The sequence below is a fragment of the Shewanella sp. 553 genome (assembly GCF_059338375.1).
Map to the genome: position 1 here is coordinate 3,570,877 of NZ_CM181701.1, position 13,403 is coordinate 3,584,279.

Here is a 13,403-nt window from a genome sequence, read left to right on the forward strand (position 1 = left end):
TTATCTCAAAACGCAACGCGAAGTTAATAATCGAGCCGCTCAGCGATGCGTAATACCGAACTTCGGGCTCTGGCGTTGCGCTCAATCTCTTCTGCTGACGGCTTAATCGCCTTACCTATCGGCTTGAGTAATTTAGTTTTATTGATTTCAGCTTCGGTAATAGGTAAACCGTGAGGCACAGACTCTCCCTGACTGTGGCGGCGAATAAAACGCTTTACCATACGATCTTCTAACGAATGAAAACTGATGACCGATAAGCGCCCTTGTGGTGCAAGCACACTTAAAGCGCCTTCAAGCGCTTGATCTATCTGTTCTAATTCGCTGTTAATGTAGATACGAATCGCTTGAAACACTCGAGTTGCAGGGTGTTTGTTACGCTCTTTACTCTTACTGATACGCGCGATCAAATCCGCTAACTCTTTGGTGCGTAAAAAGGGGGTTTTATCACGATCGGCCGCGATGCAGCGGGCAATATGACGGGCGTTTTTCTCCTCGCCATAGGTTTTAAATACCCAAGCCATATCTTCAATTTCGGCGCGAGCTAGCCATTGTGCTGCGGTTTCGCCTTGTGAGTTATCCATGCGCATATCGAGCGGACCATCGCGCAGAAAGCTAAAGCCACGTTCGGCATCATCAAGTTGCGGAGACGAAACACCAAAATCAAATAAGATGCCGTCTATCTTACCTTTGAGGTTAAGCTCGTTAACATATTGCGCTAACTGACCAAACCCACCATGCACGATAGTAAAACGTTTATCATCAGCAAACTGCTCCGCTGCGGCAATCGCCTGCGGATCGCGATCGATAGCGATGAGGCGACCAGTGGAGCCTAACTGCTTGAGCACTTCTCTAGAGTGCCCACCACGTCCAAAGGTGCCATCAATATAGATGCCATCAGGCTTAATGTTGAGGCCTGCTACTGTTTCGTTTAACAGTACTGATAAGTGCGCAAATTCTTGAGTCATCGCTCTCTTCTATCTATTAGGTTAATCTCTTTATTACAAAGAGAAGTCAGCCAAACGTTCGCTATCCGCAAACGCTTCGCTTTGAATCATTTCATGGCTAAGTTGGATCTGTTGCTGCCATTGCGCTTCATCCCACAGCTCAAATTTATTCAGTTGGCCCACCAACATCGCACGCTTGTCTAAGTTGGCGTACTGACGCAGAGGAGGGGGCAATAGCAGGCGCCCATTGGTGTCTAATTCACATTCGTGGGCATAGCCGAGTAACATTCGTTTCAACGAACGCTCTGACTTTTGGGTGTCTGATAACCGCAATAACTTGGCTTCGATCTTCTGCCAAGCTTCTAGCGGATATAGCAGTAAACAGGGGTCGTCAAAATCGACAGTAATGACCAACTGACGATTAAATTCGGCGTGCAACGTCTCCCGGTATCGCTTTGGAATGGCGATCCGTCCTTTAGTATCAAGGTTTATAGCGCTCGCACCACGAAACACGTCAATTCATCCTTGTTAAAATTAATAGATCCACAAATATCCACAATTTCCCACAGATGCTAAGTTTAGAGATACTATGCAAGTATTGTCAAGGAATGAAACTATTTATAAAGCCAGTATTCAAGCGGCTTAGCGGCATGTTTGTAAATATTTAATAACAGGGATAATTCACTACCTAAAAGTAGTATAGAGGGATTGCTATCCCATTGTTACAGTACAAAATATCATCAAAACTACCTGAATAAGCCATAAAGTGGATCGGCCACCCTTATATTGATCGATCAGGTATTGGTTTATAGCGCTCGGGAGCATGTCCGAGAGTCAACAACTCGCTACTAGGCGAGTAGCACAAGCTTTAGGGCTCAATACCCGCGTTAGCCGTTATTTCGACTTATATAGCTAGCCACACGATTGTACTGGCACTGCATTCGTTAGTTGGCAGCTTCTCGTATCCTTACGGCTTGAGCAAACAAGATTGGTAAAAATAATAAAAACAAAATAGACTAAAAATTAACCACACTTAGCCGATATAGGTTAGGACAAGGAAGATAAAGTGAATACTTAGGCCGGGGGAAACAACATGATTAGTTTAGACAGTGTATACGCCATGCTGGCAAGACCTGTGATTCAAGTCTCCAAACGTAAGCGGATCGTTGAGCAAACTGAACATATTGAGGCTATTCATGCCGACAGCCATGAGGCGCCTCAAGCTCAATTGCCGCCGCATTTAGAGCGACGGAAACAAAAAGAGCGACGCGCTAACCCGCGCGGCGATAGGCGCGGCCGTGCACATCGTAAAGCCCAAGAACAGCGCGCTCAAGATGAGGCCCTGTCATCCCCTTTACCCCGTATTGATATCGAAGTATAGGTTTAGCTTAGCGTAACCAGACAAGCCACAATAACTAGTGTTCAGTCACTTGTGCAACCGCCTGCTTCCACCCCAGATATAACGCTTGGCGCGTATCACAACTGATTGACGGACGAAAACACCTATCTACTCCCGCCTTATGCTTTAACTCTGCTGTAGATTGCCAAAACCCTACAGCAAGCCCCGCCAGAAATGCCGCGCCCATGGCGGTCGTTTCAGTCACTGCCGGACGCTGCACTTCAACATTGGTTATATCAGCTTGAAACTGCATCAAGAAATCATTTGCCACCGCGCCGCCATCGACTTTTATCTGCTTTAATTGCACGCCACTATCTTTAAGCATGGCATCGAGTAGATCCTTACTTTGGTAGGCGATAGCCTCAAGCGCGGCACGGATAATATGATTACGATTAGCCCCACGAGACAGACCCACCAGCGCGCCACGGGCATTGGCATCCCAATAAGGGGCGCCTAATCCCACAAACGCAGGCACCAGATAGACGCCATTAGTGTCACTCACTTTTGAGGCGAAATATTCGGTATCTTGGGCATCACGAATAAGCCCTAATTCATCACGCAGCCATTGGATTGTCGCCCCGCCCATAAATACCGAGCCTTCTAAAGCGTAATTCACTTCACATTCGGCACCAATGGCAATAGTGGTCAATAGCCCATGACGAGATTGCACTGCCTGCAGGCCAGTATTCATCAGTAAGAAACAACCTGTGCCATAGGTATTTTTAGCCATACCTTCATCTATACATAACTGACCAAAAAGCGCCGACTGCTGATCGCCCGCCATGCCTGCAACAGGGATCTCACCGCCCTCGCCGGCAATACGAGTATTACCATAGATGGCACATGAGGGTTTAACCTCGGGTAACATGGATGCGGGGATATCGAGCTCATCAAGCAACAGTGGATCCCACTGTTGCTTGTGAATATCAAACAACATGGTACGCGAAGCATTAGTGGGATCGGTCACATGGACCTTGCCCTCCGTCAGTTTCCAGACTAACCAAGTATCGATAGTACCAAACAGCAAATCGCCTGCTTGGGCCTTCTCCCTCGCTCCTACAACATTGTCTAAAATCCAGCGGATCTTAGTGGCTGAAAAATAGGGATCGAGCAATAAGCCAGTGGTCTGCTGAATATATTCGGTTAGGCCACGCTGCTTAAGTTCCTCACACAGAGGCTGACTGCGACGGCATTGCCACACAATCGCATTGTAAATGGGCTTACCCGTGGTTTTGTCCCACACAACGGTGGTTTCACGCTGATTAGTAATACCAATTGCGGCGACCTCATCGCCATGGATGCCCGCACGTGCTAAAGCTTCGATTAAGGTCGAACTTTGCGATGACCAGATCTCCATCGGATCATGTTCAACCCATCCCGCCTTGGGGTATATCTGTGCAAATTCTCGCTGCGAAACGGCAACAATATTGGCATCATGATCAAAAATCATCGCTCGAGAACTGGTTGTGCCCTGATCCAGTGCGATGACATAACGCTTATCCACTATAACAACTCCATACTCTGACTTAATAGATTAACGCGCTTCATCGGCAGAGTTAACATCTGGCACATCATCACAGGCATGAGCCGGCAAATACCAAAACTCGGCAATTTTGCCCTCTTGCACTCTAAAATTACCAATACTGCATTGACTCAGCTCTTCGCCTTCGTGAGTCCAACTGACTCGCTCGACCGTGCTGACATAATGCGATGAATCGATCATCTGTAAAATAGTGGCCTTGGGATGGGTTAAGGTTTCGAAGTAATCTGTCATCGCCGCACCAAACTGACTCTTATTAGCCGTTTCAATATCGACTTGGCTGCCCGTAATGTGCATCCAGCGTACATCATCGGTCACATACTGCATCATCTGCTCGACACTGTGTTGGTTATAGGCGTCAATAAAGCCTTTAACTACTTCTGTTGACTGGGGGTTGGCAATAGCCGACATCGGCAGTAGCGCTATGCTTGCGGCTAGGAGTAAGGGTTTCATTTTGCACCTCTTATATGAATTAAAGTCAAACCAATAACACCATAACGGCCGACGCAGTAATACGGCAACAATCAAGGATAGTGAATAATAGTTTGATATTGAGAAGAATATAATCGCCTAAGATCCATTTTGCGAATAAAAGTTACTCACCACCTCATACCAAAAGCACCATTGCCCCAATAACTTGCATAAAAAAAGGGTCGAAGCATAACGCTTCAACCCTTTTTAAATTCTGTTAGCCCTTAAAAACGATAGCTGGCCTGAACACCGAATAACATGATGTTACCGCTGGTTGTGCCGCTAAATGTGCCACCAAAAGGAGCTGAAGCAAGATCAGATGCGATACCCGGACGCGGCTCGTTCACTGCTGACTCGTCGGCAAAGATGTAGGTAACGCCGACATCTAGATCCAACTGCTTGCTCATCTTATAACTGTAACCAGCGCTCACCCAAACACGGTCCATTTCAGGGATCGTAAGGGTACGGTTGTCATCCGATACTGCCGATTTGTCATAAGCGATACCAGCACGCAGTGTCGATAACGCCGACAGGTCATAGGTCGCACCTAAAGCGAAGCGATAGCTATCTTGCCAGTTTTCTTGCTTCACCAATTGTGTTGGCTTAGTTAGCGCTGGGATCACGGCTTCTAGCTTTTCAAATGAACTCCAGTCAGTCCAATTGATGCTCGCGTGCACCGCAATATCATTACTTAACTGGTGAAAAGAGGCGATCTCAGCCGTTGCCGGCAACGACAACTCCATAGAGCCAGCTAGCTGCTTGTTTGGATCGAGTGGGTTGAAGGCAAAACCATTGGCTTCACCTTCAAGATTGAAATCGACTGCCGAGCGGTAGTTAACACCGATACGATGCGCATCGTTTAACTGCCAAGTCGCGCCTAACTGCCAACCCCAGGCGACATCATCACCTTCCATATACTTAAGGGTTGTACCTTTAGGCACCGTAAGACTGCCCATTTGCGGCGGCAATGTAACGTCAGCAGAACTTTTAGCACCAATGCTACCTTCACCTAAGACTAAACGCACACCAGCACCAACACTGAACTGGTCATTAATACGGTAAGCCACATTTGGGTTGATTTCCACAGTGGTCACCGAGGCTTCGCTACCAAACTGGGTGCCGCGGAAACTATCATCTAACTCGGTCGCCATACCGAAGTTACTGCCAATACCTAGGCCTACAAACCACTGGTCATTCAACTGATGCGACAGGTAAAAGTTAGGCACTACCGCGTCATCAGCAATATCTTGTGCAGAAGTGGCATTAATACCATCGGTATAAGTGACTTCGCCATTGATATCGATATTTGGCATCACCAAAATCGCACCTGCGGTCATTTGCGTGCCCGCTAAATAGGTCAGCATGGCTGGGTTGCGGTTTTGCACGGCCGCGTTATCCGCTATCGCCGCTTCACCGGCATAGGCGCGGCCTAAACCTGTGGCTGAATATTCTGCAAGCTGAAAACCTGCTGCTTGAACTTGAGTTAAAGGTGCAGTCATGGCTGCAAGTACCGCTAAAGATAAAATACGCTTATTCATCGTGGCTCTCTTATTGTTATCATCTGACTTAGAGTTATCACTCCAGTCTTTTAGTGAGCCGCAGTCTACTTACGCAGAATATCTTTACAAGCAAAGAAATCATTTTAGTGAATTATGCTAAAAGTGACTCTCTATAGCAGTTAAATACACAGTAAGTTGCCGATAAAAGGGGTGCGTAACGGGCTAAAAGTGTGATCAATGTTCACTTAATCAACCTTAAAAACACACTATAAAAACAAAAAGAACACATTAATCAGAAACTTAAAATCATAAGATTAATAATACAAGTGTTCACTATAATCATTGAAAAATAGCAGCATAAATCACTACCCTTGCTTATACAGTATATAAAACCATCACTCAAAAAGAGTAAGCTATTGTAAAGAAAGGTTATTACTGTATTTGCAAGCGACTAATAGCACAAAGCCAGCACAACATAATGTTGAACTGGCTCAAATTTAAACAGGTGTAGTACAACTGTACGCTAAAAATTTAAGGTAACATTAAGCTCGCCAAGCGGGACTCTGCGCCTCATAAGCAGCAATAGCCTCGCTGTAGGTTAAACTAATGCCGATGGCATCTAATCCATTGAGTAGGTTGTGCCTCGCCGATTCGGCAATCGTAAAGGCAAACTCGGCACCTGAGGGCGCAATAACTTGCTGGCGTTGCAGATCAACCGTCACCTGGGCACCTTGCTGTGCGCTGACCTCATCCATCAACTGTTGTACTTGCGCCTCAGTCAAACAGACAGGCAACAGGCCATTGTTGATTGAATTGCCATAAAAGATATCGGCAAAACTTGGGGCGATTATCACCTTAAAGCCAAAATCGGCTAAGGCCCATGGCGCATGCTCGCGGCTTGAGCCACAACCAAAATTCTCTTTGGCGAGCAACACTGATGCGCCGGCATAGCGCGCTTGGTTTAAGCTAAATGCAGGATTAGGTGTATCCCCAGCGTTATCGAGATAACGCCAGTCATGAAAAAGATGCACTCCAAAACCATCACGAGTCACCTTAGATAGAAACTGCTTAGGAATGATTTGATCGGTATCGATATTAGCGCTATCAATCATGGTTGCTAGGCCAGTATGAGTGGTAAATGCTTGCATAATGCTCTCCTAATAGGCTTTGCGAATATCGACGAAACGACCAGCAACAGCTGCTGCAGCCGCCATCGCCGGACTCACCAAATGGGTGCGACTGCCGCGCCCTTGGCGCCCTTCAAAATTACGGTTACTGGTGGAGGCGCAGCGATCGCCCGCTTCTAACCTGTCGTCATTCATCGCCAAACACATAGAGCAACCGGGCAAGCGCCACTCGAAACCTGCATCAATAAAGATTTTATCTAACCCTTCGGCCTCGGCCTGTTCTTTCACTAGGCCTGAGCCTGGTACCACTATGGCGGTAACGCCCGCAGCCACCTTGCGCCCTTTGGCCTGATGTGCCGCTGAGCGCAGATCTTCGATACGCGAATTGGTGCACGAGCCGATAAACACTTTATTAATTGAGACGTCAGTCATGCGGGTGCCTGCTGTAAGCGCTACATACTCAAGGGCTTTTTCGATACTGCTGCGGGAGGTAGGATTGGTTTCATCCAGCGGATTAGGTACCGGCTGATCGATAGCCACCACTTGACCAGGATTGGTGCCCCAAGTCAGTTGCGGTGCGATGTCCGCAGCCTGTAACACCACATAAGCATCAAAAACAGCATCATCATCGCTGCGTAATTCACGCCATGCAGCAACGGCACTCTCCCAATCGGCCCCTTTTGGCGCAAATTCACGCCCTTTGACATAATCGATAGTCGTCGCATCGGGCGCCACCATCCCCGCCTTGGCGCCCATTTCAATCGCCATGTTACACACAGTCATACGGCCTTCCATCGACAGGGCTTCAATCGCCTCACCACAGAACTCAACCACATAACCCGTACCGCCATCCATGCCGATTTTACCGATAATGGCCAGCACGATATCTTTAGCGGTAATGCCATCGGCAACGTGACCACGCACCTCAATCTTCATGGTTTTGGCTTTAAGCTGGCGCAAAGTCTGCGTCGCCATCACATGCTCAACCTCAGAGGTACCAATACCAAATGCCAGTGCGCCAAAAGCGCCATGGGTCGCGGTATGGGAATCACCACACACAATGACAGTGCCGGGCAAGGTGATCCCCAGCTCTGGGCCCATCACATGCACTATGCCTTGGTTTTTATGGTGAATGTCATAAAGACGAATACCAAACTCTTCGCAGTTTTGCGCCAAGGTTTCTACTTGGATGCGAGCCATTGGGCTTAGGGCATCTAAGCTGGCACTCTTGGTGGAGGTATTGTGATCCATGGTGGCAAAGGTTTTTTCAGGGGCGCGCAATTTACGACCCGCCACCTTTAAGCCACTAAACGCTTGAGGTGATGTCACCTCGTGCACCAAATGTCGGTCAACATAGATCAGTGGCGCTTCGCCTTGGGGTGCGGCAACAATATGGCTGTCCCATACTTTTTCATAGAGTGTCTTCGCCATTAGTTTGCCTCTCTGACTGCTTGAGCGATGTAGTCGCCCATTTCACGGGTTGATTTGGCATTACCGCGCTTGCTAGCGGGCAATAATTCTGCGGTTAAATAACCGTCGCTAAGCGCCTTAGCCACAGCGACCTCGATAGCCTCTGCGGCCTGTTCTAACTTAAGACTGTGGCGCAATAATAAGGCGGCAGAAAGGATTTGAGCTACGGGATTGGCAATGCCTTGGCCTGCAATATCCGGTGCACTGCCACCAGCGGGTTCATACAAACCAAAGCCATCACTATTAAGGCTGACCGATGATAGCAAGCCCATTGAGCCAGTTAACATGGCGATTTCATCGGAGATAATGTCGCCAAATAGGTTGGAACACAGCATCACGTCAAAATCGAACGGACGACGTAGCAGCTGCATGGTGGCGTTATCGATATAGATATGTTCAAGCTCAACATCGGGAAAATCGGCAGCCACCTCTTCAACCACTTCACGCCATAACACCGAGCAGGCTAACACATTGGCCTTATCGACCGAGGTCACTTTTTTGCGGCGCCCTTGGGCGGCTTGGAAGGCGATTTTGGCAATGCGGCGGATCTCTTTGCGGCTGTAACGCATAGTGTCGAAGGCTTCTTCGTTTTCGCCTTCACCTTGGCGCCCTTTAGGTTTACCAAAGTAAATACCACCAGTGAGCTCTCGTACACATAACACATCAAAACCTTGTGCTGATATGTCGCTGCGCAGCGGCGACATGTGCTCTAAACCTAGGTGTAATTTGGCTGGGCGGATATTACAAAATAGCTCAAAGTGGCCTCTAAGTGGCAGTAACGCGCCGCGCTCGGGTTGCTCATTAGGAGGCAAGTGTTCCCATTTTGGCCCTCCCACAGAGCCAAATAATATGGCATCGGCAGTTTCACACCCCTTGAGTGTCGCCTTAGGTAATGGACAACCGTGATTGTCGATGGCCGCGCCGCCCACATCGTATTCGCTGTATTCGATATCTAAGTTAAACCGCTCTTCAACGGCGCTCAGTACCTTGCGTGCTTCGGCCATAACTTCTGGCCCAATACCATCTCCGGCGAGCACTGCTATTTGATAACTCATTAATCACCCACTCCCTGCTTATTTACTCAATTATGGTCAAAAAGGTCCGCTCATGTTGGCGTTACACACCACCCAATACCGCCCGGCCTTGTTGAATTTTAGTTTTATTCTCAGCGACCTTATCGGCACGCCATGTTAGGTTCATCACATGGATAAGGGCTTGTACAGAGGCCTCAACCACATCGGTTGCCAGCCCCACCCCATGGAAATTCTGCTCATGGTACTTAGCGGTAATGTCGACTTGGCCTAGGGCATCTTGGCCTTCGCCTTTGGCGCTTAATTTATAGCTAGAGATATTGATTTGGCAGTCACTGGCGCGGGTAATGGCGTTGTACGCAGCATCGACCGGACCATTGCCCGTAGCGGCTTCGGTGACCACTTGCTCGCCCACCTCTAACGTCACCGTCGCGGTGGCCTGTCCTTGGGTGGAGTCAGAATGCACCACTAACTGTTGCAATTTATATTGATTTTCATCATCGGCCTGCGCCTCTATAAAGACCAAGGCTTCAAGATCATAATCGAACACTTGGCCTTTTTTGTCCGCCAGCTTTAAGAAAGCCTCATAGAGGGTATCCATATCATAATCGTGCTCGGCATAACCCATCTCTTGCATGCGATGCTTAATCACATGACGGCCTGAACGCGAGGTCATATTTAAATTATTACGATTTAGCCCTATGCTCTCGGGTGTCATGATCTCATAGGTATTTTGCGCCTTAAGCATGCCATCTTGATGGATACCCGAAGAGTGAGTAAACGCATTCGCCCCCACAATCGCCTTATTGGCTTGCACTGGCATATTACAAAGCTGACTGACGAGGTTAGAGGTGCGGTGGATCTCTTTGGCATTAATGCCCGTTTCTAACCCTAATGCCGCTTTTCGAGTGGCTAAGATCATGGCGATCTCCTCTAGCGAGCAGTTGCCGGCACGCTCGCCGATACCATTGACGGTACATTCAATCTGCCTAGCACCATGCTGCACTGCGGTAATTGAGTTAGCCACAGATAGCCCTAAGTCATCGTGGCAATGTACAGAGATCACCGCTTGATCGATATTGGGGACACGGTTGAACAGGGTTTCGATGATGCCGCCAAACTCGCTGGGAATGGTATAACCCACAGTATCAGGAATATTGATGGTCTTAGCGCCCGCCTTAATGGCTTCTTCCACCATTCGGCAAAGATTATCGATTGGCGTGCGCCCTGCATCTTCGCAGGAAAACTCGACATCATCGGTAAAACGACGGGCGTATTTGACTGCCGCCACCGCCATCTCAAGCACTTGGTCGAAAGAGCGTTTTAACTTACTTTCTACATGGATGGTCGAGGTAGAGATAAAGGTGTGAATACGAAATTGCTCCGCGACCGATAACGACTGAGCAGCGGCGTCAATGTCTTTCTCTAGCGCACGGGCTAAGGCGCAGACTCGACTATTTTTAATCGTGCGAGCAATGGTTTGCACCGAGTCAAAATCTCCTGGAGAAGAGACAGGAAAGCCCACCTCCATCACATCTACACCGAGTCGTTCCAGTGATAGTGCTATCTGTAATTTTTCCTTCACGGTTAAACTGGCCGCCAGCGCTTGCTCGCCGTCACGTAAGGTTGTATCAAATATTATCACTCGGTTAGACATCTCGTTTCTCCGTGAACGACTAGGTTCTTTGTTGCGTGTTTATCCAATCCATATACAAAAAAACCCCGCGGTGTTGAGCGCGGGGTTTATGAATGCTGTTGGTGTTATTAAGCGTGCAACACTACATTCTCCGCGCAGGTTCTGCGAGAAGGAGAATAATGAGGCTGAGTAATGCACGGTTAGTAATCATCTTCTATCTATTCAAAAAAAATAAGTATTTATTCGATATTTTCGAGGTAACACTTAACTTTTTAACGTGTGCAGCCTAAATAGTCAACCCCATATTTTTCACATTTAATGAAACATAACCATAACAACGTCGATTTACCGTACAGATCGTGGCGATAAAACAGCATATTCGGCCAACAAGCGGCCTCCTTACAATATGATAAATGTAAACCCAGCGAGATCACGCTTTACAAGTGAAGGCGTTAATTTTTATGCAATCACTGATGAAAACTCAGTATAATGCGACCAATGGAGTATTTTTAACGGTTTGGTCTCGGAGTTTTAAAAATGGATTTTCGTCTCATAGTGTTCAGCTTCAGCCTATGGCTGTTGCCCTCTTGGGCAGACACTGTGACAGAGTTAGATGAACTCTCCGCCATTGTTTATCAATACCCTAGTGACGCGCTGTCGAATATTGCCATCTTAGAGCAGCGCCTAAATGACAAGAATAGTACGCCTGTACCACAGCTAAGATTGTCACTGCTTAAATGCCATGCCTTAGTGCAGTTAGGCGACAATGAAGCCGCCATCAACTTAGCACGCATGGGCGATGCCCAAGCAAAATCACTGGATATACCACAAGCCAGCCCCTATTTTTTAAACTGCATGGCAGAAGCTTATATTGATTACGGCGATCTACGCCAAGCCCTCACCTTACTCGATACGGCTATCTATCAATCTCGAGAATTTGAACAGCCTCAATCCTTAGTCAATGGTCTATTGCTGCGTGGACAAATCGATACCCACATTGAAAGTGACAGCAGTGCATTAGAAGACTTTCGTTTGGCACAAGATATCTATCCAGCAGCCTTACGCCAACCCATCCAGTGGATCACCCCACCACAGGCTTACCTGCAATTGGCAAGGGCCAAATTATTTAGAAAAAAGGGACAGCTGAATCTGGCTTTTACAATGGCAAAACAGGCGTTAACTTACCCGCAAACCATAGGTAAAGTTAGGCTTAACACATTACTAACAATTGCTAGAATCGCGCATGAAAATCAAGAGGTAAAGTTTAGGGATGATATGATTTTAGAAGCAAAAATCTTAATGCCTGAACTCGCCACCGCTACCGAACTTGCCGAAAGCTATACTGAGCTCGCCGAGGTGGAGTTTTTAAGAAACAATGACAAGAATGCCATTCAGCTACTCAACATCGCCCTTAACACCTTCGATAAACACAAAAAAATCAACGATAGCTTGCGCGCTAGTCGTTTATTGGCGCAAATTTACTTAACCAAAGGCGACGAGCAACAAGGGTTAGACTTGATGCAACAAGCCATCGCAATAGGCCAACGCACTAATCAATATGATGAATTGGTGTACTGCTATCAATTATTAAGTGAATACTTCGCAGGGATGCGCGACTATCGCCAAGCTTATAACTACCAACTACAGCGCGTCGATAACATTAAAAACAGCTATGAGTTCTTAAAAAATACCCGCCTATTACAAATGAAGGCCCAGCTTGGGCACTATCAAAAACTGGCCCAAGGCCACAAGCCCAAACCTATCGAACTCGACACGCGTATCGATGATAACTATGGCCTGATTGTCATTATCGTGTCGGCACTATTGCTGCCATTACTGATGTTAATATCACGCTTGCGCAAACAACAAAACGCCCCCCAGATGCAAGAGGTGCCATTAACCGCCCATGAAAAGATGCAGGCATTAATTGCCAGCGCTAAACAAATTGGATATCCAATAACGATTTTATTGATTAATCCAAGCCATCTTGCGCCTCGCGATATGGCCACGCTATTAGATGAGATACGGCAGAAATTGCGCCAACAAGATATTATGCTCGATAAAGCCAGCGACCAACTGCTTATCATGCTGCCCTTTACCTCACTTTCCGGGGCGAAAGAGATAGTCAAACAGTTAAACACCGTCATTGCGTCATTGCCGGGCGGTGACAAAGTTAGGATAGGTATGGCAGAGATGCAATATTACGACACCTTGTTATCACTGACCAAGCGTGCAGGCATCGATCAGCTCAGTCGATACAACGATCAATTAGGGCGCTAACTCCGG

11 protein-coding genes are annotated in these 13,403 nt (G+C 47.4%); 2 read left to right on the forward strand and 9 right to left on the reverse strand.

Going from position 1 to position 13,403, the window contains the following annotated elements; genetic code table 11:
• Positions 1–23 precede the first annotated feature (23 nt).
• Together rsmH and mraZ are read right to left on the reverse strand one after the other, a co-directional pair.
• The gene (gene rsmH / locus AC5YBZ_RS15745; protein ID WP_494520736.1) at positions 24–965 is read right to left on the reverse strand and encodes a 16S rRNA (cytosine(1402)-N(4))-methyltransferase RsmH; all 942 of its coding nucleotides are present in this window, start codon (positions 963–965) and stop codon (positions 24–26) included.
• Between the two features lie 33 nt (positions 966–998).
• The gene (mraZ, locus tag AC5YBZ_RS15750) at positions 999–1,457 is read right to left on the reverse strand and encodes a division/cell wall cluster transcriptional repressor MraZ (RefSeq protein ID WP_494520735.1); all 459 of its coding nucleotides are present in this window, start codon (positions 1,455–1,457) and stop codon (positions 999–1,001) included.
• Positions 1,458–2,037: 580 nt separating this feature from the next.
• Between mraZ and AC5YBZ_RS15755 the strand changes: the two genes are divergently transcribed.
• Positions 2,038–2,325: a hypothetical protein gene (locus AC5YBZ_RS15755; RefSeq protein WP_494520734.1), complete on the forward strand. Its 288-nt coding sequence runs from the start codon at positions 2,038–2,040 to the stop codon at positions 2,323–2,325.
• A gap of 34 nt (positions 2,326–2,359) precedes the next feature.
• Here the strand turns inward: AC5YBZ_RS15755 and glpK are convergent, their stop codons facing one another.
• The 7 genes from glpK to leuA form a co-directional block, all read right to left on the reverse strand.
• Positions 2,360–3,847 carry a glycerol kinase GlpK gene (glpK, locus tag AC5YBZ_RS15760; protein ID WP_494543168.1) on the reverse strand — a complete coding sequence of 496 codons (1,488 nt, stop codon included), beginning with the start codon at positions 3,845–3,847 and terminating at the stop codon, positions 2,360–2,362.
• 30 nt (positions 3,848–3,877) lie between these two features.
• Complete coding sequence (locus tag AC5YBZ_RS15765) at positions 3,878–4,336, reverse strand: nuclear transport factor 2 family protein (RefSeq protein WP_494524014.1); 459 nt, start codon at positions 4,334–4,336, stop codon at positions 3,878–3,880.
• 242 nt (positions 4,337–4,578) lie between these two features.
• A complete protein-coding gene (locus AC5YBZ_RS15770) occupies positions 4,579–5,892 on the reverse strand; it encodes an outer membrane protein transport protein (protein WP_494543169.1) in 1,314 nt (437 codons plus the stop codon).
• 503 nt (positions 5,893–6,395) lie between these two features.
• Positions 6,396–7,001: a 3-isopropylmalate dehydratase small subunit gene (gene leuD, locus AC5YBZ_RS15775; RefSeq protein WP_494543170.1), complete on the reverse strand. Its 606-nt coding sequence runs from the start codon at positions 6,999–7,001 to the stop codon at positions 6,396–6,398.
• Positions 7,002–7,010: 9 nt separating this feature from the next.
• On the reverse strand, positions 7,011–8,411 hold the full coding sequence (gene leuC, locus AC5YBZ_RS15780) for a 3-isopropylmalate dehydratase large subunit (protein WP_494543171.1): 1,401 nt from the start codon (positions 8,409–8,411) through the stop codon (positions 7,011–7,013).
• Positions 8,411–9,505 (reverse strand): 3-isopropylmalate dehydrogenase, encoded by a 1,095-nt coding sequence (gene leuB / locus AC5YBZ_RS15785; RefSeq protein WP_494520728.1) that lies wholly within the window; start codon positions 9,503–9,505, stop codon positions 8,411–8,413. The genes leuC and leuB overlap by 1 nt, the downstream gene beginning before the upstream one ends.
• Before the next feature lie 61 nt (positions 9,506–9,566).
• The gene (leuA, locus tag AC5YBZ_RS15790; protein ID WP_475515062.1) at positions 9,567–11,138 is read right to left on the reverse strand and encodes a 2-isopropylmalate synthase; all 1,572 of its coding nucleotides are present in this window, start codon (positions 11,136–11,138) and stop codon (positions 9,567–9,569) included.
• 516 nt (positions 11,139–11,654) lie between these two features.
• Here leuA and AC5YBZ_RS15795 point away from each other — a divergent pair.
• A complete protein-coding gene (locus AC5YBZ_RS15795; RefSeq protein ID WP_494543172.1) occupies positions 11,655–13,397 on the forward strand; it encodes a tetratricopeptide repeat protein in 1,743 nt (580 codons plus the stop codon).
• Positions 13,398–13,403 lie beyond the last annotated feature (6 nt).